The sequence below is a fragment of the Streptomyces sp. NH27 genome, assembly GCF_056859195.1.
The window spans coordinates 1-21,233 of record NZ_JACEGK010000062.1; the positions used below are offsets into that span (position 1 = coordinate 1).

Here is a 21,233-nt window from a genome sequence, read left to right on the forward strand (position 1 = left end):
CCACCCCGCCGACAACGCCGCCGACCTCCCCGCCCTCGCAGGGCCTGCCCACCCACGCGCTGGTCGGCTACCTGCACGAGTCGTTCGCCAACGGCTCCGGCTACACCAAGCTCGCGGACGTCCCCGCCGACTGGAACATCATCGACCTCGCCTTCGGCGAGACCGACTCCCCCACCTCGGGGTCCATCCACTTCACCCGCTGCTCGGTCAGCGAGTGCCCGTCGGTGGAGTCCGACGCGGACTTCAAGGCCGCGATCAAGGCGAAGCAGGCCGCGGGCAAGAAGGTGCTGCTGTCCATCGGCGGCGCCAACGGCGAGGTCCAACTCACCACCACCGCCGCACGCGACACCTTTGTCTCCTCGGTGAGCTCGATCATCGACCAGTGGGGCCTGGACGGCATCGACATCGACTTCGAGAACCAGTCGCTCTCGCTCAACACCGGCGACACCGACTTCAAGAATCCGACCACCCCGGCCATCGTCAACCTGATCGCGGCGATCAAGTCGCTCAAGGCGAAGTACGGCAGCGGCTTCGTGCTGACCATGGCGCCGGAGACGTTCTTCGTGCAGATGGGGTACCAGTACTACGGCACGGGCCCGTTCGGCGGCCAGGACCCGCGCTGCGGGGCGTACCTGCCGGTGATCTACGCGCTGCGCGACGACCTGACGCTGCTCACCGTCCAGGACTACAACTCCGGGCCGATCATGGGCCTGGACAACCAGTACCACACGATGGGCGGCGCGGACTTCCACATCGCCATGACGGACATGCTGCTCACCGGCTTCCCGGTGGCGGGCAACACCTCGAACATGTTCCCGGCGCTCGACCCCTCGCAGGTCGGCATCGGCCTGCCCGCGTCCGTCAACGCGGGGAACGGCTACACCTCGCCCGATCAGGTGGACCAGGCACTCGACTGCTTGACGAAGAAGACGAGCTGCGGCTCGTACACCACCCACGGCAGCTGGCCCGGGCTGCGCGGCCTGATGACCTGGTCGATCAACTGGGACGGCTACAGCGACTGGGCGTTCTCGCACAACTTCGACAGCTACTTCGGCTGACGTGCAGGCCGACGTGCAGGCCGACGTGTCGGCTGACGCGTCGGCCGACCGAGGGGGTTGAGCCGCCGCCCCGGAGCTGCCCCCGGGACGGCACGACTGCCCGCGACCCCTGCTCACAGGGTCGCGGGCAGTCCCATGACGGGCCGGCGCACCGCTCGCCGGTACGGCGCGCGCGAGGGGGCGGTGCGGGGCGGCGGACGCGGCGATCACGGCCGGCGGTGGCGCATGATGGTGGGTGGACGGCAGGTGGCTCGCGGATGGCCCCGGATCGACTCCTCGGCCGTGCGGGTGACCGTTCCGCGGAGATTCGGCCCCTACCTCTGTCGAAGATACGACAATCCATGATTGGCTGCTGACGCTGCTTGTTACCCGCCGGTTATGGGGAGATGAGGGAATGTCAGTGGCCCGTCAGCCCAGCTCGTGGTTCCGCTCGGCCGTGGTGTGCGGAACCCTGCTCGCCGCGGCGGCGCTCTCGCTGCCCGCCGCCCAGCGGGCCGCGGCCCAGCCGCACGACCCGCCGGCCGACCAGGTGCCGCTCGCCACGCTGCTGACCCAGCTTCAGACGTACTACCAGCAGACCGAGACGGCCACCGAGGCGTACAACGCGGCCAAGGTGACCGCCGACCAGCAGCGCACCGCGGCCCGGAAGGTCGACAAGCAGCTCGCGGACCAGAAGGCCGCGGTCGCCGACAGCCGGGCCCAGCTCGGGCTGATGGCCGCTCAGATGTACCGGGACGGCGGCGTGTCACCGTATCTGTCGCTGCTCAGCGGGCAGAGCCCGCAGGACTTCTTCGGGCAGCGGCACGTACTGGGGCAGATGGCGAACCAGCAGCGGAGCGTGCTCGGGCAGCTCACCTCCGGCGAGACCAAGCTGAAGAAGCTCAACACGCAGGCGCAGAAGGCGCTGAACACCGCCGAGCAGGCGCAGACCGTCGCCGGGGCGAAGCAGAAGGACGTGCAGGCGCACCTCAAGCAGGTCGAGGGGATGCTCGCCGGGCTGACCGGGGTGCAGATCGCCGAACTGCAGAAGCTGGAGCAGGCCGACACCGACAAGGCCCAGCAGGAACTGATGGACTCCAAGGCGCTGGGCGGCGACCCCGCGCTACGGGCGCCCTCGCTTGCCGGCGACCGGGCGATCGGCTACGCCTTCGACCAGCTCGGCAAGCCGTACCTGTGGGGGGCGCAGGGGCCCGACTCGTTCGACTGCTCCGGGCTCACCTCGCAGGCGTGGGCGCACGCGGGCACCGTCATCCCGCGCACCAGCGAGGAGCAGTGGGCGAAGCTGCCGCACGTGCCGCTGGCCCTGCTGCGCCCGGGCGACCTGGTGATCTACTTCAAGGGCGCCTCGCACGTGGCGCTCTACATCGGCAACGGTCTGGTCATCCAGGCACCGCGCACCGGGTCATATGTGAAGGTCTCACCGATCGCGGCCAACCCGATCCTCGGCGCGGTCCGCCCCGACCCCGGCGAGCAGCCGCTGAGCGGCTACCAGCCGAGGTCCATCCCGAAGAACGCGGAGCTGCCGCTCCCGATCTCCGCGCAGACGAAGACCCCGGCGAAGACTTCCGCGAAGGCCCCGGCGAAGCCGCCGGCCAAGCCCTCGGCCGGGAGCTCCACGAAGCCGCCGGCCAAGCTCCCGGCGACACCCTCCGCCAAGCCCTCCGCGACGCCCACCTCCGACCGCAACGGGTCGGCGAAGTAGCCGCCGGCTCAGCCCTGTTCGCCGGTTTCACCCGCCACGCCCGCCGCGCCGACCCGCGCGAGGTAGCCCTGCGCGAGCGCCGGGTCGTAGAACCACCCCTCGAAGTCCGCGGGGTTGTCGAAGCCGTTGGCGAACCGGTCGGCGACGGGCTGGAGTTCGCCGGCCGCGCCGATCAGGCCGAGGACGTGCTCCGGCGGAGGCGCCAGCATCGCGTTGGTCCACTTGGTGACCGGCGCGGCGACCTCCCAGTACCGGTCGAAGGTGGCCTGCATCCAGGCGCGGTCGAAAGGGCGGTCGCCGTGGGCGGTGATCTGCTCCAGGTAGACCGCCGCGCACCGGGAGGCGTTGTTGGAACCCTGGCCGGTGACCGGGTCGTTGGTGACGACCACATCGGCGACACCCAACGCCAGCCTGCCGGAAGGAAGTTCACCGATCGGCCGGCGCACGGTGGGGGCGAGGCGGCCGGACAGGGTGCCGCCGGCGTCGGTGAGTTCGACGTCGGTGGCGCGGGTGTGCTCCCACGGGACGTAGCGCCGCATCAGGTCGAGGGTCAGCCGCAGGTGTTCCCCGGGGTCCTTGACGCCCGCGAAGACGTCCGCGGGACCGCCCGGGACGGCCTCCCAGAAGAGGATGTCGCAGGGCCCGGACGTGGTCAGCGCGGGGATCACGAAGAACTCGCCGATGCCCGGCACCAGGTTGCAGCGCACCGCCCGCACGTCGGGGTGCTCGGGGCGCGGCCCGAGGCCGTGCACGTAGGCGACCGCGAGCGCGCGCTGCGGGGCGTCGTACGGCGAACGGTCCGCGTCCCGGCCGAACATCGACACCAACTCGCCCCTGCCCGCGGCGACCAGCACCAGGTCGTAGGCGCGGGAGAAGTAGTCCAGGTCGGAGACGGCGACGCCGTGCACGACCACCTTGCCGCCGCGCTCGGCGAACGTCTCCAGCCAGCCGGACATCTTCACCCGCTGGTCCACCGACTGGGCGGTGCCGTCGAGCCGGCCGAGCCAGTCGATCGCGCGGGTGCCGTCGGGCGCGGTCACCGAGACACCCAACCCGTTGACGTCCGGGGCCTGTTGGGTCCAGAAGTCGATGCCGAGGTCGTGCTCGTGGGCCAGCGCGCCGGCGAACATGCACTGCGTGGACATCACCCGGCCGGTACGTATCTCGTCCGCGGTGCGGTTGGTCATGACGGTCACGCCGTAGCCCCGCGCCTGTAGGCCCAGGGCGAGTTGGAGCCCGGACTGGCCGGCTCCGACGATGAGGATGCTGCGCATGGCGACTCGCTTCTTCGCTGTCCGACAGACGTGCATACACCCGTACGCCTACACACGGCAACCTACCGGCCCGAACCGGACGGCCACAGGGGCAGGCAGGCACCACGAGGCGTCAGATCACAGCGGCTGCTCGGCCATCGCGTGCGTGACCAGCGCGAGCAGCGCGTCGACCACGGAACGCCGCTCGCGGGCGTCGATGACCAGTACCGGGATGTGATGCGGCACGGCGAGCGCGTCGCGCACGTCGTCGGAGCTGTAGGCCGCGGTGCCCTCGAACTGGTTGACCGCGACGGTATAGGGCAGACCGGTGCTCTCGAAGTAGTCCAGCGCGGGGAAGCAGTCCGCCAGCCGCCGGGTGTCGGCGAGCACCACCGCCCCTATCGCACCGCGCACCAGGTCGTCCCACATGAACCAGAACCGCTGCTGGCCCGGCGTGCCGAACACGTAGAGCACCAGGTCCCGGTCGAGCGTGATCCGGCCGAAGTCCATGGCGACCGTGGTGGTGGTCTTCTCCGGTGTGGCCGCCAGGTCGTCGAGCGCCTCGCTGGCCTGCGTCATCACGGACTCGGTGGTCAGCGGGGTGATCTCCGAGACGGCGCCCACGAACGTGGTCTTGCCCACGCCGAAGCCGCCGGCGACGACGATCTTCGTGGAGACCGGTGCGCGATCGCGCGTGGTCTGCCAGTCCCGCAAGCCCTCCTGCTGGTCAAAGCCTGCGAAGTCCACTGAGCACCCTTTCGAGCAGCGCGCGGTCGGGGCCGCCGGGACCGTACCCGGTGCCGTACACGCGAATTCTTCCCTGGTCGGCCAGGTCGCTGATCAGGACCCGGACGACGCCGAGCGGTATCCGCAGCAGTGCGGAGATCTCGGCCACCGACCGCAGTGCGCGGCACAGTTCGACGATCGCCCGCAACTCGGGCACGACCCGCTCCGCCCAGTCGCCCCTCGTGAGGGCGGGCTGTTCGTCCGGTCGCTCGATCGTAGCCACGAAAGTCTCGACCAGCAGCACATGCCCGGATCGGGTACGGCCGCCGGTGAGGGCATACGGCCGCACGCGGGAGGTGCGGCGGTCGCCCTCGCGCTGCCGCGACACCGCTGTCGGCGGGGCGGTGGGAGGGCCGGAGGCGCGGGGCGGGCCGGTCGGTCGGGTCACCGTCCGCCCTCCAGCGCCTGCCGCAACTCGCCGCGTAGCGACGGGGTCAGCACATGGCCGGCCCGGCCGACGAAGAGCGCCATGTGGTAGGCAATGACGCTCAGATCGCACTCGGCGGTGGCGTGCACGCCCAGCAGCGAGCCGTCGCTGATGGACATGACGAACAGCATGCCGTCCTGCATCGCGACGGTGGTCTGCCGCACCTTGCCGCCGTCCATCAGCCGGGCCGCGCCCATGGTGAGCGAGGCCAGCCCCGACACCACCGCGGCGAGGTCCATCCGGACGTCGGAGATCCGGGTCGGCCCGGCCGCCGGCCGGGGCGCGACGGGGTCGGGTTCCGAACTGAGCAGCAGCAGACCGTCGGAGGAGACGACGGCGACCGAGTGGACGCCGGGCACCTCCTCGACGAAGTTCGCCAGCAGCCACTGGAGGTTGCGGGCCTCGTGGCTCAGCGCGTCGGAGTGGACGCCGGTGCCCGAGTGGGCACCGGTGCTGGTGGTACCGGTGGAGCTGGTGGTACTGAACTGCGTGCGGACCGCGTTCAACGGGTCGCCTCCTCGACGGTGTCTCCCGGACTTGCTGCCGTGGCGGGCGGTGCCGCCGCTGTCTCCGTGGCCGCCCCTCGTGTCTCCAACTCCGCGTCCCTGCGGCCGTCCCGCAGGCCGCGCTGCAACCCGGCGAGCTTGCGGCGCAGCCCTTCCGCGTCCAACGGCTCGGTGCGGCGCCTGCCGTCCTGCGCCACGGGCCGTATCCCGCTGGCCTTCCGCACCCGGCGCGGCAGCATCTCGTCCGACCCGGCGGGCGCGGGCGGCACGGTGGAGGCATGCCGCGGCGCGTACTCCGCGCGTGCGTGCTCGACCGACGGTACGTGCCCGGCCGCCGGTACGACGCCACCCGGCGGTACGACCCCGGGTGCGCTCCACGCCGGGGATTCGGCAGCAGGCAGGGGCTCGGGCGTGAACGCGGGCACGGCCAGGGGCTCGGCCGCAGGCGTCTGCACTTGCAGGTCCGGCAACCCCGCCGAGAGCATCTGCGCAGGTGAGACGTGCAGACGTTCGACCCGGACCCGCGGCTCGACCGGGGAGTTGCCGGGGTCTTGCGCGGGACGGTCGGTGGTCTGCTGCCCGGGCAGCGAGAAGGCGGGGGCCGGCTGCGCGGGCGCCGCCGGTCCGGTCAACTGCACTGCCGGCATGGCCTGTTCGGGGGCCGGCTGGGCGGGCGCAAGGGTTTCGGGCGCCAGGTGTTCGGGGTCGGGGTGTTCGGCCGCCGGCTGCTGGCGGACCCGCCGGGCGAGAGGCGGGAGTTCGCCCGTCGGCTGCTCGGTGATCGGCGGTACGGGCCGCACCGGCTGCTCGGCCATCAACGGCATCGACGGCATGGGCGCCATGGGCTGCGCGGCGGGTACGTACTGCTCGGGATGCGCGGGCAGCTCGGACCGCTCGGCGAACCGCTGCTCCGGGAAAGGCTGTTCGGCCGGCAGCCGGCCCGGCAACGGCTGTACGGGCACCGACACCTCGATGCCGGCGCCGTAATCCGTTCCGAAATCCACCCCGAGCCCTGCGCCGTAGCCCGCCTCCACGCCCGGCAGCGCGCCATATCCCGGCTCGATCGCCGCCTCGCGCTGGGTGGGCACCACCCGGGTGAGCGGATCGACCGTGGGCACCAGCAGCCGCGGCAGGACCGCGACGGCCGTGGTGCCGCCGTTGGCGTGCGGGCGCAACTGGACGCGTACGCCGTGCCGGTGGGCGAGCCGGGCCACCACGTAGAGGCCGAGGCCGGCCGCCGCGCCGGGCGGTGCCGGGTCGGGGTCGGCCAGCAACTCGTTGAGCCCGTCGATCCGTTCCGGGGGCACCCCGATGCCCGGGTCCTCGACCGAGACCATCACCTCGCCGCCCTCCGTCACCCAGCCGTTGAGGTGGACCTCGGCGGCGGGCGCGGAGAACGCGGTGGCGTTGTCGAGCAGTTCGGCGATGAGGTGGCTGACGTCGTCGGCCGCGCGGCCGGCCACCTCGGCCTCGGGCATGGCCAGGACGCGGACGCGTTCGTACCGCTCGACCTCGGAGATGGCGGCGCGGGCCACGTCGATCAGCGGGACCGGGCGGGCGGCGGCGCCGTGGCTGTGCTCGGTCCCGGTGAGCACCAGCAGGTTCTCGCTGTTGCGGCGCATGCGGGTGGCGAGGTGGTCGAGGCGGAACAGCGTCGCGAGCCGCTCCGGCTCCTGCTCGTGCTCCTCCATGCCCTCGATCACGGTGAGTTGGCGCTCGATCAGGCCGAGGGTGCGCAGCGAGAGGTTGACGTGGACGATCTGCATCGCGTTGCGCGCGGTCGCCCGCTTGAGCCGCTCGGCGATCTCCTCGCGGGATCGCATCAAGTCGTCGCGGGTGCGGGCCAGTTCGACGCCGGCCGCGAGCGTGGCCTGGTGCTCGGCGGCGAGCGCGGTGTGGGCGGCGGCGGCCTCGGTGCGCTCGGTGGCGAGTTCCCCGGCCCGGGTGCGCAGCGCCTGGGCCTCATGGGTGAGGGCGTTGACCCGGCGGGCGACGGCGGCGAACTCGTCGGCGCCGACCACCTCGCTGCCCGTGCCGCTCTCCGGGTCGGCCCGGGACCAGCGGTACAGGGCGGCGAGTGGGCGGGTGACCGTACGGAACAGCGTGACCAGCACGGCGATCAGCAGGATCAGGCACAACGCGGCCAGCGCGGCGCGCAGTTCGAGGACGGTGACCTCGTGGTCGCGGTGCGAGGCGGCGGTGGCGGCCTCGTCGGCGGCGGCCGAGGACTCGACGCCGCGCATCAGCGAGAGCCTGGCGGCGAGCGCGGTGGCGACCTTCTTGGTGTCCAGGTCCCGGTCAGCGGAGGTGAGTTCGGGCCCGTTGAGCAACTGGCTCAGGTCGCGGTCGGCCTCGGCGGTGTCGGCGCCGGTGACGGTCTGGTCGTAGTCGGTGCGGACGCCGGCGGGCGCGGTGGCGTGGAACTCGGCGAGCGCGGCCTGTTCCTGGAGCCGGGCGGCCTGCGCGTCGGCGACCAGGCCGTGCTGGGCGCCGCTCGCGGTCAGCCCGGCGACGAGCAGGCCGCGCTGCACGGCGGCGGCCGCGGCGGCCCGGCCGAGTGGGGCGGTGACCGGTCCCGCGGCGCGCCCGACGGCGTCGGCCAGCGGCTGGTAGGCGGCGACGGCGGCCTGCGCGGAGGAGGAGGCGAGCGCCGACCTGCGGACGGCGGGCAGGGTGGCGAGCGCGGTGCGCAGGTCGGCGGAGAGGTGGCCGCCGCCGGTGACGTCGGCGACCTGGCGGTCGGTGCGCTGCTGGTCGGCGGTCGGGGCAGCGGGCTGCCCGGCCGCGACGGAGACCGCGAGGTCGTCCCGCTCGTCGGCGAGGTCGGCGGCCAGCGCGGTTGCGCGGGAGGCGAGTTGGGCGTCCCCGACATGGTCCTGGGCGGCCGACAGGTCACCGGCGGCGAGGGCGACACCGGGCGCGGCCGCGGCCAGGACGATGGCCGCGCCGACCAGCAGGGCGGCGAGCATGCGCTGCCTGACCCGCCGTTCGCGCCGTCGGAGACGTCGTTCACGCACTGTCGGTGCTCGCAATCACGAGTCGCGGGGCCCCGGGGTCGTCCCCGGGATACATGCAGAATCCCTCAGACCCTCGCAGGCCAGCATGGATGGGGGCCAGGCGTCCCCTCCCCGGACACCCGAACGAGTGAATCTCACAGGTGAGTTGACCGACAAGTCCGGCACGGGTGGCACCCTCCGCCCCGCGCCGACGCCGCTGGCACACGCCGTTCCGCTTTGACAGGATGCCCACGCACAGCAGGGCGTTGCGGTGGTACGGACCAACCGGCTGCGAGACTGGGCCCATGCGGATCGAGACGGCGACCGAGCCCGGTACTACGGGCGTGCCCAACGAGGACTTCGCGGCGGTGGCGCTTCCGGCGTCCGGCGCCGGCGGGGTGATGGTGGTGCTGGACGGGGTGACACCGCCACCGGACAACGGGGGCTGCGTGCACTCGGTGCCCTGGTTCACCGCGCGGCTGGGCGGGGCACTCCTCGAACTGGCCGCGGCACGGCGGGAGTCGGAGCTGGCGGACTGCCTGGCCGACGCGATCCGCCGGACCGCCGAGGCACACCGGAGCACTTGTGATCTTTCTCACCGGCTGACTCCGCAGGCCACGGTGGTCGTCGCCCGCTGGGACGAGGCGGCCGTGGAGTACCTGGTGCTGTCCGACTCGGTGCTGCTGGTCGAGGACACCGCCGGGGTGGTGGCGGCGGTGCTGGACGATCGGATCGACCGGCTGCGCGCGACCGGGGTGCGGATGGGGCCGCTGCGGAACCAGGAGGGCGGCTTCTTCACGGCCGCCGCCGACCCGGCGGTGGTGGCCCGCGCCGTGACCGGCCGGCTGCCGCGCGCGGACGTCACCGCGCTGGCCGCGCTCACCGACGGCGCCACCCGCGCGGTGGAGTACTACGCCGTGGACGACTGGGCGGGCACCTTCGCGCTGCTGCGCAAGGCGGGCCCGGAGCGCCTGTTCGCCCGGGTGCGCGCGCTGGAGAGCGAGCAGCCGCCGCCCGGCAAGCAGCATGACGACGCGACGGCCGTGCTGATCGAGTTGTAGCCGCGTACGGGTGGGGCCGGCCGGTCGGCGCCATACGGGGCCGGCCGGCCCCGCTCAGGGTCCGGCCGGATCGCGCGCTACCCGGCGCCCTTACGCCGGCCGGATCGCGCGCTACCCGGACTGCGCGTCGTTGAGGTGGTGCAGGAGGCGGGCGAGTTCGGCCACATCCCGGGGATCCCATTCCGCGAGCTGTCCGAGGTAGCGCTCGCGGCGCAGCCGCCGCACCCGGGCGAACCGCTCCCGGCCCTCGTCGGTCAGCCGCATCAGATAGGCGCGGCCGTCGGCGGGGTCGGGCTCGCGGGCGACCAGGCCCAGTTCCTCCATCGCGCGCAACTGGCGGCTCATGGTGGCCTTGCCGACGCCGAAGTACGCCGCCAGGTCGGTGGCCCGCTCGGGCTCGACCTCGTCCAGCCGGACCAGCAGGCCGTAGGCCGCGGCCTCCAGGCCCGGGTGCACCGCGCGGGCGAGGTCGCCCGAGGCGGCCCGGGCCCGGCGGAAGAGCACGGTCAACTCGCGCTCCAGCGCGCCCGCCACACCGTCGCCGGAGGGATCGGTTCCGCCCGTGCCGCCGGTATCGCGTGCGGCGCGGTTCGCTTGGGTCACAGGGGCCCCGCTTTCAACGGCTGAAAGTTTTCTTCACACACGGTGGTTTCCGCAGCACGTCAAGTATTTCGCAGGAGTAGACCAACGGCGGTTACCGGTGCCTCTATCCACGCGCGTAGCGTCCAACGTACCGTCATTTCTGTCATGACCACACCATGGTCATGCGAGTCCCCCACCTGCCCCTCCTGGAGGCACGCATGTCCCACGGAGTCCTCTCCGTCGTGCACGGCAACGGCTCGGCCAGAACCCGGCTCGCGGTTCTCGTCGGCCTGATCGTCTCCCTCGTCACCCTGGCGTTCACCGTTCCCGGCGCGGCCCATGCGGCGACCGCGACCGGCACCGGCACGAGCGCCGGCCACCTCGCCCACCCGCAACTGGACTGGATGGGCTCCACCGTCCAGGCGCACGAGGGCTCCAACGCGAGCGGCTCGGCCGGCTCCCGCGCCGTCACCCCGATGGTCACCCAGACCCCCGGCATGGACGTCTCCGCCTACCAGGGCAGCGTCAACTGGGCGACCGCGTGGGCGAACGGCGGCAAGTTCGCGTACATCAAGGCGACCGAGAGCACCTCGTACACCAACCCCGACTTCGCCCAGCAGTACAACGGCTCGTACAACGTCGGCATGATCCGCGGGTCGTACCACTTCGCCACGCCGAACACCTCCGGCGGCGCGACGCAGGCGGACTACTTCATCGCGCACGGCGGCGGCTGGTCGGCCGACGGCAAGACCCTGCCGGGCGCGCTCGACATCGAGTACAACCCCTACGGCGCGAGCTGCTACGGCCTCAGCCAGGCCAGCATGGTGAGCTGGATCCACGCGTTCGCCAACGAGTACCACGCGCGTGAGGGCGTCTACCCGGTCCTCTACTCCACCTACGACTGGTGGTCGACCTGCACCGGCAACAACAGCGGATTCGCCACCACCAGCCCGTTCTGGATCGCCAAGTACTCCTCCAGCGCGGGGACCCTGCCGGGCGGCTACGGCTTCTACACGTTCTGGCAGTACGCCGACTCCGGCACCTTCCCCGGGGACCAGGACTACTTCAACGGCCCGATCTCCGGCCTCCAGGCCCTCGCGAACGGGTAACCCGGTAACGGGACCGCCCGGGTAGACGCGCAGTTCCCCGCGCCCCTTGGTCTTGGTACGTACGGCATGCCCTCCTTGCGGAGGGAGCCGCACCGACGGGGGCGCGGGGAACTGCGCGCGCAACCGACCACCGGCCCGCGGCCGGGAACGGCGGGCAACCGTAGCGGCGGGACCCGGCCCACCACCGGCAGGTGGTCACGCGGCGATCGGGACCTCCTCGGCGGGGGCGTCCGCCGCCGCCGGCTCCAAAGCCAGCGCCAGCACCTGGCGGACGTCGCCGACCGGGTGGACGTCGAGCACGCCGAGGATCTCGGCGGGGACGTCGTCGAGGTCGGCCTCGTTGCGCTTGGGGATCACCACGGTGGTGATCCCGGCGCGGTGCGCGGCCAGCAGCTTCTGCTTGACCCCGCCGATCGGCAGCACCCGGCCGGTCAGGGACACCTCGCCGGTCATGGCGACATCGGTGCGGACCCGGCGGCCGGACAGCAGGGACGCGAGGGCGGTGGTCATGGTGACACCCGCGCTCGGGCCGTCCTTGGGTACGGCGCCGGCCGGCACGTGCAGGTGCACGCCGCGGTCCTTGAGATCGCCGACCGGCAACTCCAGTTCCGCGCCGCGCGAGCGCAGGAAGGAGAGCGCGATCTGCGCGGACTCCTTCATCACGTCGCCGAGTTGACCGGTGAGCTGGAGCCCGGCCCCGCCGGTCTCCGGGTCGGCCAGCGACGCCTCGATGTAGAGCACGTCGCCGCCCGCGCCGGTGACCGCGAGACCGGTGGCCACGCCCGGTACGGCGGTACGCCGCTCCTCCGGGTCCTGCGCGGCCTCCGGCACGTGGTGCGGCCGGCCGATCAGGGCCCGCAGATCGCCCGGGCCGACCGCGAACGGCAGCTCCCGGTCGCCCAGTTCGTGCTGGGCGGCGATCTTGCGCAGCAGGCGCGCGACGGTCCGCTCCAGGTTACGGACGCCCGCCTCGCGGGTGTACTCGCCGGCCAGCCGGCGCAGCGCGTCCTCGTCCAGGCTCACCTCGTCGGCGGCCAGGCCCGCGCGCTCCAGCTGACGGGGCAGCAGGTGGTCGCGGGCGATGACGACCTTCTCGTCCTCGGTGTAGCCGTCCAGCCGGACCAGCTCCATCCGGTCCAGCAGCGGCTCGGGGATGGCCTCCAGCACGTTGGCGGTGGCCAGGAACACCACGTCGGACAGGTCGAGTTCGACCTCCAGGTAGTGGTCCCGGAAGGTGTGGTTCTGCGCCGGGTCGAGGACTTCGAGCAGCGCGGCCGCCGGGTCGCCCCGGTAGTCCGAGCCGACCTTGTCGACCTCGTCGAGCAGCACCACCGGGTTCATCGACCCGGCCTCCTTGATCGCGCGCACGATCCGGCCTGGCAACGCGCCCACGTACGTCCTGCGGTGGCCGCGGATCTCGGCCTCGTCGCGGACGCCGCCGAGCGCCACCCGGACGAACTCGCGGCCCATCGCGCGGGCCACGGATTCACCGAGCGAGGTCTTGCCGACCCCGGGGGGACCGACCAGCGCCAGCACCGCGCCTCCGCGGCGGCCGCCGACCACGCCGAGACCGCGGTCGGCCCGGCGCTTGCGGACCGCCAGGTACTCGGTGATGCGCTCCTTCACGTCGTCGAGGCCGGAGTGGTCCGCGTCCAGCACCGCCCGGGCGCCCGCGACGTCGTAGGTGTCCTCGGTGGTGGTGTTCCACGGCAGTTCGAGAACGGTGTCCAGCCAGGTCCTGATCCACGAGCCCTCCGGGGAGGCGTCCGAGGAGCGCTCCAGCTTCTCGACCTCCTTCAGTGCGGCCTCGCGGACCTTCTCCGGCAGGTCGGCGGACTCCACCCGGACCCGGTAGTCGTCCGTCTCGTTGTCGGGGTCGCCGTTCAGCTCGGCCAACTCCTTGCGGACCGCCTCCAGTTGCTGGCGGAGCAGGAACTCGCGCTGCTGCTTCTCCATGCCCTCCTGGACGTCCTTGCGGATCGTCTCGGCGACGTCCTGCTCGGCGAGGTGGTCGCGCAGCCACTGCGTGGCGAGCTTCAACCGGGCCACCGGGTCGGCGGTCTCCAGCAGCTCCACGCGCTGCTCCACGCCGAGGAACGGGGAGTAGCCGGAGTTGTCGGCGAGCTGCCCGGCGTCGTCGATCTGCTGCACCCGGTCGACCACCTGCCAGCCGCCGCGCTTGCGCAGCCAGCTCGTGGCCAGCGCCTTGTACTCCTTCATCAGCTCGGCGACGGTGCCGGGCGCCTCCTGCGGCGCGGGCTCCTCCACCACGGCGCCCTCCACCCACAAAGCCGCGCCCGGACCGGTCGTACCGGCGCCGATGCGCACCCGCGAGCGACCCTTGATCACCGCGCCGGGGTCGCCGTCGGACAGCCGTCCGACCTGCTCGACCGTGCCGAGGGTGCCCACCGCGGCGTAGTTCCCGTCGACCCTCGGGACCAGAAGCACGCGCGGCTTGCCCGCGGTGTCTCCGGAGTGGGCCGCCTGTGCGGCCTCCACCGCGGCCCGTACCTCGCTGTCGGTCAGGTCGAGCGGTACGACCATGCCGGGCAGCACGACCTCGCCGTCGAGGGGCAGTACGGGGAGGGTGAGGTTGGAACTCTTCGGCTCAAACGCCATGATCGCTCCCTTTGCAAGCAAGTTGAGTACACCTGACTCAATGCAAGGAGCTCCGCCGGTGTTCCCGGCCTTACGTTCGCCCTGAGCGATCACCTGCGGTGGGCCGGGAGCAGTCCCTTTTCGGTCCGTCAGAATGAGGTCATGGCGGCTACGAACACGCACGACCCGCGCTTCCCGGCCCCCGATCCCGGCCCCGGGACCGGCGAAGGACCGGTCGTACTGGACCGGCGCGAGGGCCCGTACGGGGAAGCGGTGCTGCGCCGTCGCGGCGAGCACCTGGAGATCATCGCCAACGGCACCTTCCTGATGGACACCTCCGACGGCCGCTCCGAGCGGCTGCTGATCGACGCGGCACTGGAGGCGCTCGAGGCGCCGCCGGCCGGCCGGGGCGGCGCGAGCGTGCTGATCGGCGGGCTCGGCGTCGGCTTCTCACTGGCCCGGGCGGCCGCCCAGCCGCGCTGGGCGCGGATCGACGTGGTCGAGCGGGAGCAGGCGGTGATCGACTGGCACCGGGCGGGCCACTTCGCGGCACACACCCGCGGCGCGCTGGACGACCCGCGGGTGCGGCTGATCACCGCGGACCTGCTGACCTACCTGCGTACGGCGCCCGAGCCGATGGCCAGACCCGAAGCCGGGTCCGGGTCCGCACCCGCACCCGCAGCCGGTACGGTGCCGGTCGAAGCGTCGGCGCGCCCGCCCGCCGGCGGCTACGACGCACTCTGCCTGGACATCGACAACGGTCCGGACTGGACAGTCACCGACAACAACGGCAGTCTCTACAGTCCCAGCGGCCTCGACGACTGCCGGGAGCTGCTCCGCTCCGGCGGTGTGCTGGCCGTATGGTCGGCGCAGCCCTCGGCCGCCTTCGAGATCGCACTCAAGGGGGCGGGGTACACCGGGGTGCGCACGCTGGAGGTTCCGGTCGCGCGTGGCGTGCCCGATGTCGTGCATGTAGCCGTCAAGGCGTGAAGGCGTCATAGTCAGGGCAGCGGCCCGCCCCGTACGCTGCCGGTAACGGACGAGCTTGTGGGGCGGAAGCGGAAGTGGACAGCGCACAGACAACGGGCGCGCAGCGCCGGGTTCTGGTGGTCGAGGACGACCAGACGATAGTTCAGGCGATCGCGGCCCGCCTCCAGGCGGAGGGGTTCCAGGTGCGCACGGCAGGCGACGGGCCGTCCGCGGTCGACGCAGCCCATGCCTGGCAACCGGACCTCCTGGTGCTCGACGTGATGCTGCCCGGATACGACGGGCTTGAGGTCTGCCGCCGGGTGCAGGCCGACCGGCCGGTGCCGGTGCTGATGCTCACCGCGCGCGACGACGAGACGGACATGCTGGTCGGCCTCGGCGTCGGCGCCGACGACTACATGACCAAGCCGTTCTCGATGCGCGAGCTGGCCGCGCGGGTGCACGTGCTGCTGCGCCGGGTGGAGCGGGCCGCCGACGCGGCCTCCACCGTCCGCGGCGCCAGCATCCACCTCGGCGACCTGGAGATCGACCACACCCAGCGCCGGGTCCGGGTCGGCGGCACCGACGTGCACCTGACCCCGACCGAGTTCGAGCTGCTGGTGTGCCTGGCCCACCAGCCCCGGGCGGTGCTCTCCCGCGAGCAGTTGCTCGCCGAGGTGTGGGACTGGACCGACGCGTCCGGCACCCGCACCGTGGACAGCCACGTCAAGGCGCTGCGCCGCAAGATCGGCGCCGAGCGGATCCGTACCGTGCACGGTGTGGGCTACGCGCTGGAGAACCCGGCGCCATGAACCCGGGTCACACCGGGGACCCCGCGCGCACCCGGGACCCGGCGCGGGCCCCGGGCACTTCGGGGCCGACCCGCGGCCGGCTGCCGGCCGGCTGCGCGCGGCACGCACGGCACGCCCGGCACGTGCTGCGCGGGTGGCTGCGGCAGTTGTGGGAGGTGCTGCGCCCCTGGGACCCGACCCGCTCGATCAAGGCGGCCCTGCAAGCGCTGGTGATCGCCTCCGTGATGATCACCACGCTGCTGGTGACGCTGGCGATCCACTCGCGGACCGAGATCCGGGTCATCACGATCTTCTCGATCATCGCCTCGCTGCTGATCACGCAGATCGTCGCCACCAACCTGACCGCGCCGCTGCGCGAGATGACCGCGGTGGCGCGAGCGATGGCGGGGGGCGACTACACCCGCCGGGTGGCCCGGATGCGCCGCGACGAGGTGGGCGAGCTGGCCGAGACCTTCAACCGGATGGCCGCCGACCTGGCCGCGGTGGACCGGCACCGCAAGGAGCTGGTGGCGAATGTCTCACACGAGCTGCGCACACCGATCGCGGCGCTGCGCGCGGTGCTGGAGAACGTGGTGGACGGCGTCTCGGCCGCCGACCCGGAGACGATGCGGCTGGCCCTCCAGCAGACCGAGCGGCTGGGCAAGCTGGTCAGCCAGCTGCTCGACCTGTCCCGGCTGGACAGCGGGGCGGTACGGCTGGACGCCAAACGGTTCGAGGTGTGGCCGTACCTGTCGGCGGTGCTGAAGACCGCCAGCCTGGGCGCCGACCGCGGCAGGACCGGCGGCACCCTCACCCGGGCCCGCGCGGACGTGCCACTGCACCTGGACGTGTCGCCGCCGGAGCTGGTGGCGTACGCCGACGGGGAGCGGCTGCACCAGGTGGTGGCGAACCTGGTGGACAACGCGATGAAGCACAGCCCGCCCGGCGGCCGGGTCACCGTGCGGGCCCGCGGCGGGGCGGCGCCGGGCAGTCTGGACCTGGAGGTGCGCGACGAGGGTCCGGGCATCCCCGAAGCGGACCGGGTCCGGGTCTTCGACCGCTTCCATCGCGGCTCACATCCGGGCACGGACGGCGGCACCGGTCTCGGTCTGGCGATCGCGCGCTGGGCGGTGGATCTGCACGGTGGCCGGATCGAGGTGGCCGAATCCCCGCGCGGCTGCCGGATCCACGTCACCCTCCCGGGGATGCCGCCGCAGCCGCGTTGACGCGGCCACATCGCGGTGACGTGCGGCGCCGCCGCCATTCGGGCAAATGGCGTAGACCACCGGCCCGGCGAACCCACAAGAGGGATCACTTTCCCGCCACGATCCGTCCCGAAACCAGACTTCGGGTGTGACTTGCGCGACGACTGACCCCCTAAACTGCGTGAAGGGGTCAGGTAGGCGTAGCCTTTTTTCCGCTGTCCACCATCTTGTGAAGCGGAAGAGGGCGGTTGCCGCCGTGTCGTCACAGTCCCCCAATAGCTCTAGCGTCTCCACCGACCACGAAGTGCAGGGCGAGGGCCCTGCAGCGGGTTTCGGCCCGAACGAGTGGCTCGTGGACGAGATCTACCAGCAGTACCTCCAGGACCCGAACTCGGTAGACCGAGCCTGGTGGGACTTCTTCGCCGACTACAAGCCGGACGGCTCCGCCGCTCCGGCCGCTCCCGCGGGCCAGGGCGGTGCCTCGGGCGCCGCTGCCCGCGCCAGCGCGGGCGTGCCCGGTTCCACGCCTCCTTCCGCGCCCGCAGGCCCGCAGGCCGCCGCGGCGCCCGCTCCCGCGCCGGCCCCGGCGGCACCCGCCGCCCCGGCCGCGCCTGCCGCCCCGGCTCAGCCGGCACCGGCCGCCGCTCCGGCGCCTGCCGCGCAGGCTCCCGCCGCGGCTCCGCCCGCGCCTGCCGCGGCGCCGCCGGCGGCTCCGGCGCAGGCCCCCGCGGCCAAGCCGGCCGCGGCGGTCACGCAGCCCGCCGCCGAGACGGAGTACGTGCCGCTGCGCGGCCCGGCCGCCGCCGTGGCGAAGAACATGAACGCCTCCCTGGAGCTGCCCACCGCCACCTCGGTGCGGGCGATCCCGGTGAAGCTGCTCTTCGACAACCGCATCGTCATCAACAACCACCTCAAGCGGGCCCGGGGCGGGAAGGTCTCCTTCACCCACCTCATCGGCTACGCCATGGTGCAGGCGCTGAAGTCGATGCCGGCGATGAACCACTCCTTCGCGCTGAAGGACGGCAAGCCGACACTGGTCAAGCCCGAGCACGTCAACCTGGGCCTGGCCATCGACCTGGTGAAGCCGAACGGCGACCGCCAGCTCGTCGTCGCGGCCATCAAGAAGGCCGAGACGCTGAACTTCTTCGAGTTCTGGCAGGCGTACGAGGACATCGTGCGCCGGGCCCGCTCGGGCAAGCTCACGATGGACGACTTCTCCGGTGTCACCGCGTCGCTGACCAACCCCGGCGGCCTGGGCACCGTGCACTCGGTGCCGCGTCTGATGCCCGGCCAGTCGATGATCCTCGGCGTCGGCTCCATGGACTACCCGGCCGAGTTCCAGGGCACCTCGCAGGACACCCTGAACAAGCTGGGCATCTCCAAGGTCATGACGCTGACCAGCACCTACGACCACCGGGTGATCCAGGGCGCCGCCTCCGGCGAGTTCCTGCGGATCATGAGCCAGCTGCTGCTCGGCGAGAACGACTTCTTCGACGACATCTTCGCCGCGCTGCGCATCCCGTACGAGCCGGTGCGGTGGCGCACCGACATCGACACCGCGCACGACGACGACGTCACCAAGGCCGCGCGGGTCTTCGAGCTGATCCACTCCTACCGGGTGCGCGGCCATGTGATGGCCGACACCGACCCGCTGGAGTACCGCCAGCGCAAGCACCCGGACCTCGACGTCCTGGAGCACGGGCTGACCCTGTGGGACCTGGAGCGGGAGTTCGCGGTCGGCGGCTTCGCCGGCAAGTCCCTGATGAAGCTGCGCGACATCCTCGGTGTGCTGCGCGACTCGTACTGCCGGACCGTCGGCGTCGAGTTCATGCACATCCAGGACCCCAAGCAGCGCAAGTGGATCCAGGACCGGATCGAGCGCCCGCACGCCAAGCCCGAGCGTGAGGAGCAGCTGCGCATCCTGCGCCGGCTGAACGCCGCCGAGGCGTTCGAGACGTTCCTGCAGACCAAGTACGTCGGCCAGAAGCGGTTCTCGCTGGAGGGCGGCGAGTCGGTCATCCCGCTGCTGGACGCGGTGCTGGACGCGGCTGCCGAGTCCCGGCTGGACGAGGTCATCATCGGCATGGCCCACCGCGGCCGGCTGAACGTCCTGGCGAACATCGTCGGCAAGTCGTACGCGCAGATCTTCCGCGAGTTCGAGGGCAACCTCGACCCGAAGTCGATGCACGGCTCCGGCGACGTGAAGTACCACCTGGGCGCCCAGGGCAACTTCACCGGCCTGGACGGCGAGCAGATCAACGTGTCACTCGCCGCGAACCCCTCGCACCTGGAGACCGTCGACCCGGTCATCGAGGGCATCGCCCGCGCCAAGCAGGACGTCATCAACAAGGCCGGCACCGACTTCACGGTGCTGCCGGTCGCGCTGCACGGCGACGCGGCCTTCGCCGGCCAGGGCGTGGTGGCCGAGACGCTGAACATGTCGCAGCTGCGCGGCTACCGCACCGGCGGCACCGTGCACGTGGTGATCAACAACCAGGTCGGCTTCACCGCCGCCCCGGAGTCCGCGCGCTCGTCGATGTACAGCACCGACGTGGCCCGGATGATCGAGGCGCCGATCTTCCACGTCAACGGCGACGACCCGGAGGCCGTGGTCCGCGTGGCGCGGCTGGCCTTCGAGTTCCGGCAGGCGTTCAACAAGGACGTCGTGATCGACCTGATCTGCTACCGCCGCCGTGGTCACAACGAGTCCGACAACCCGGCCTTCACCCAGCCGCTGATGTACGACCTGATCGACAAGAAGCGCTCGGTGCGCAAGCTCTACACCGAGTCGCTGATCGGCCGTGGCGACATCACCCTGGAAGAGGCCGAACAGGCGCTCCAGGACTACCAGGGGCAGCTGGAGAAGGTCTTCACGGAGGTGCGCGAGGCCGTCGCCACGCCGCCGGAGAGCCCGAGCCAGGACAACCAGCCGGAGTTCCCGGTCGCGGTGCCGACCGCGGTCTCCAGCGAGGTGGTCAAGCGGATCGCCGAATCCCAGGTGAACATCCCCGACCACGTCACGGTGCACCCGCGGCTGCTGCCGCAGCTCCAGCGCCGGGCGGCCATGGTCGAGGACGGCACCATCGACTGGGGCATGGGCGAGACGCTGGCGATCGGCTCGCTGCTGCTGGAGGGCACCCCGGTCCGGCTGGCCGGCCAGGACTCCCGGCGCGGCACCTTCGGCCAGCGGCACGCGGTGCTCATCGACCGGATGACCGGCGAGGACTACACCCCGCTGCTGTACCTGTCGGAGGACCAGGCCCGCTACAACGTGTACGACTCGCTGCTCAGCGAGTACGCCGCGATGGGCTTCGAGTACGGCTACTCGCTGGCCCGGCCGGAGTCGCTGGTGATGTGGGAGGCCCAGTTCGGCGACTTCGCCAACGGCGCCTCCTCGATCATCGACGAGTACATCTCGGCGGCCGAGCAGAAGTGGGGCCAGACCTCCGGCGTCACGCTGCTGCTGCCGCACGGTTACGAGGGCCAGGGCCCGGACCACTCCTCGGCCCGGATCGAGCGCTACCTCCAGCTGTGCGCGCAGAACAACATGACGGTCGCGTTCCCGACCACCCCGGCGAACTACTTCCACCTGCTGCGCTGGCAGGTGCACAACCCGCACCACAAGCCGCTGATCGTCTTCACCCCGAAGTCGATGCTGCGGCTGAAGGCGGCGGCGTCGAAGGCCGAGGACTTCACCACCGGCCAGTTCCAGCCGGTGATCGGCGACACCACGGTGAAGCCGGAAGAGGTCCGCAAGGTCGTCTTCTGCACCGGCAAGGTCTACTACGACCTGATCGCCGAGCGGGACAAGCGCGGTGCCGGCGATGTCGCCATCATCCGGATCGAGCGGCTCTACCCGCTGCCCGGTGTGGAGATCCAGCAGGCGCTGGAGCCGTTCACCAAGGCGCAGAAGTTCGTCTGGGCCCAGGAGGAGCCGGCCAACCAGGGCGCGTGGCCGTTCATCGCGCTGAACCTGATCGACCACCTCGACCTGGTGCTGGGCGCCGCCCCGGACAACGCGGACCGGCTGCGCCGCGTCTCGCGGCCGTCCTCGTCGTCGCCCGCGGTGGGTTCGGCGAAGCGGCACCAGGAGCAGCAGCAGAACCTGGTCAGCGAGGTCTTCGAGATCTGACGTCTCCGACCGGTCCGCACGTGCCACGGCCGACGGCCTCCTACCCGCGAGGGTGGGAGGC

The 21,233-nt window shown here is 72.0% G+C and carries 15 protein-coding genes; 8 read left to right on the plus strand and 7 right to left on the minus strand.

Annotated elements, in window-relative coordinates; translation table 11 throughout:
• The coding region (locus AC13HU_RS07985) for a chitinase (protein ID WP_483041054.1) at nucleotides 1-1,058 on the plus strand (1,058 nt) is incomplete at its 5' end.
• 394 nt (nucleotides 1,059-1,452) lie between these two features.
• Nucleotides 1,453-2,760 (plus strand): C40 family peptidase, encoded by a 1,308-nt coding sequence (locus AC13HU_RS07990; RefSeq protein ID WP_483041055.1) that lies wholly within the window; start codon nucleotides 1,453-1,455, stop codon nucleotides 2,758-2,760.
• A gap of 8 nt (nucleotides 2,761-2,768) precedes the next feature.
• On the opposite strand, the gene AC13HU_RS07995 is transcribed toward AC13HU_RS07990, so the two are convergent.
• From AC13HU_RS07995 to AC13HU_RS08015, 5 genes are all read right to left on the minus strand, one after another.
• Entirely contained in the window at nucleotides 2,769-4,034 is a 1,266-nt protein-coding gene (locus AC13HU_RS07995; protein WP_483041056.1) for a styrene monooxygenase/indole monooxygenase family protein, read from the minus strand.
• 117 nt (nucleotides 4,035-4,151) lie between these two features.
• Nucleotides 4,152-4,760, minus strand: a complete 609-nt coding sequence (locus AC13HU_RS08000) for a GTP-binding protein (protein WP_483041057.1) — start codon at nucleotides 4,758-4,760, stop codon at nucleotides 4,152-4,154.
• A complete protein-coding gene (locus AC13HU_RS08005) occupies nucleotides 4,741-5,127 on the minus strand; it encodes a DUF742 domain-containing protein (RefSeq protein WP_483041065.1) in 387 nt (128 codons plus the stop codon). The genes AC13HU_RS08000 and AC13HU_RS08005 overlap by 20 nt, the downstream gene beginning before the upstream one ends.
• Nucleotides 5,128-5,183: 56 nt before the next feature.
• Nucleotides 5,184-5,639, minus strand: a complete 456-nt coding sequence (locus tag AC13HU_RS08010) for a roadblock/LC7 domain-containing protein (protein ID WP_483041066.1) — start codon at nucleotides 5,637-5,639, stop codon at nucleotides 5,184-5,186.
• Nucleotides 5,640-5,728: 89 nt separating this feature from the next.
• Nucleotides 5,729-8,749 (minus strand): sensor histidine kinase, encoded by a 3,021-nt coding sequence (locus AC13HU_RS08015; protein WP_483041058.1) that lies wholly within the window; start codon nucleotides 8,747-8,749, stop codon nucleotides 5,729-5,731.
• Nucleotides 8,750-9,033: 284 nt separating this feature from the next.
• Between AC13HU_RS08015 and AC13HU_RS08020 the strand changes: the two genes are divergently transcribed.
• On the plus strand, nucleotides 9,034-9,789 hold the full coding sequence (locus AC13HU_RS08020; protein WP_483041059.1) for a protein phosphatase 2C domain-containing protein: 756 nt from the start codon (nucleotides 9,034-9,036) through the stop codon (nucleotides 9,787-9,789).
• 111 nt (nucleotides 9,790-9,900) lie between these two features.
• Here AC13HU_RS08020 and AC13HU_RS08025 read toward each other — a convergent pair whose 3' ends face one another.
• Nucleotides 9,901-10,323 (minus strand): MarR family winged helix-turn-helix transcriptional regulator, encoded by a 423-nt coding sequence (locus AC13HU_RS08025; protein WP_483041067.1) that lies wholly within the window; start codon nucleotides 10,321-10,323, stop codon nucleotides 9,901-9,903.
• Nucleotides 10,324-10,589: 266 nt separating this feature from the next.
• Between AC13HU_RS08025 and AC13HU_RS08030 the strand changes: the two genes are divergently transcribed.
• Complete coding sequence (locus AC13HU_RS08030; RefSeq protein ID WP_483041060.1) at nucleotides 10,590-11,480, plus strand: lysozyme; 891 nt, start codon at nucleotides 10,590-10,592, stop codon at nucleotides 11,478-11,480.
• A 195-nt stretch (nucleotides 11,481-11,675) separates the two neighbouring features.
• Here the strand turns inward: AC13HU_RS08030 and lon are convergent, their stop codons facing one another.
• Complete coding sequence (gene lon, locus AC13HU_RS08035) at nucleotides 11,676-14,099, minus strand: endopeptidase La (protein ID WP_483041061.1); 2,424 nt, start codon at nucleotides 14,097-14,099, stop codon at nucleotides 11,676-11,678.
• A gap of 141 nt (nucleotides 14,100-14,240) precedes the next feature.
• Here lon and AC13HU_RS08040 point away from each other — a divergent pair, with 141 nt between their 5' ends.
• The 4 genes from AC13HU_RS08040 (at nucleotide 14,241) to AC13HU_RS08055 (ending at nucleotide 21,172) form a co-directional block, all read left to right on the plus strand.
• Complete coding sequence (locus tag AC13HU_RS08040; protein WP_483041062.1) at nucleotides 14,241-15,068, plus strand: spermidine synthase family protein; 828 nt, start codon at nucleotides 14,241-14,243, stop codon at nucleotides 15,066-15,068.
• A gap of 74 nt (nucleotides 15,069-15,142) precedes the next feature.
• Nucleotides 15,143-15,856: a response regulator transcription factor gene (locus AC13HU_RS08045; RefSeq protein WP_328469180.1), complete on the plus strand. Its 714-nt coding sequence runs from the start codon at nucleotides 15,143-15,145 to the stop codon at nucleotides 15,854-15,856.
• The gene (locus tag AC13HU_RS08050) at nucleotides 15,853-17,061 is read left to right on the plus strand and encodes a HAMP domain-containing sensor histidine kinase (RefSeq protein ID WP_483041063.1); all 1,209 of its coding nucleotides are present in this window, start codon (nucleotides 15,853-15,855) and stop codon (nucleotides 17,059-17,061) included. The genes AC13HU_RS08045 and AC13HU_RS08050 overlap by 4 nt, the downstream gene beginning before the upstream one ends.
• 235 nt (nucleotides 17,062-17,296) lie before the next feature.
• Nucleotides 17,297-21,172: a multifunctional oxoglutarate decarboxylase/oxoglutarate dehydrogenase thiamine pyrophosphate-binding subunit/dihydrolipoyllysine-residue succinyltransferase subunit gene (locus AC13HU_RS08055; protein ID WP_483041064.1), complete on the plus strand. Its 3,876-nt coding sequence runs from the start codon at nucleotides 17,297-17,299 to the stop codon at nucleotides 21,170-21,172.
• Nucleotides 21,173-21,233: the final 61 nt, after the last annotated feature.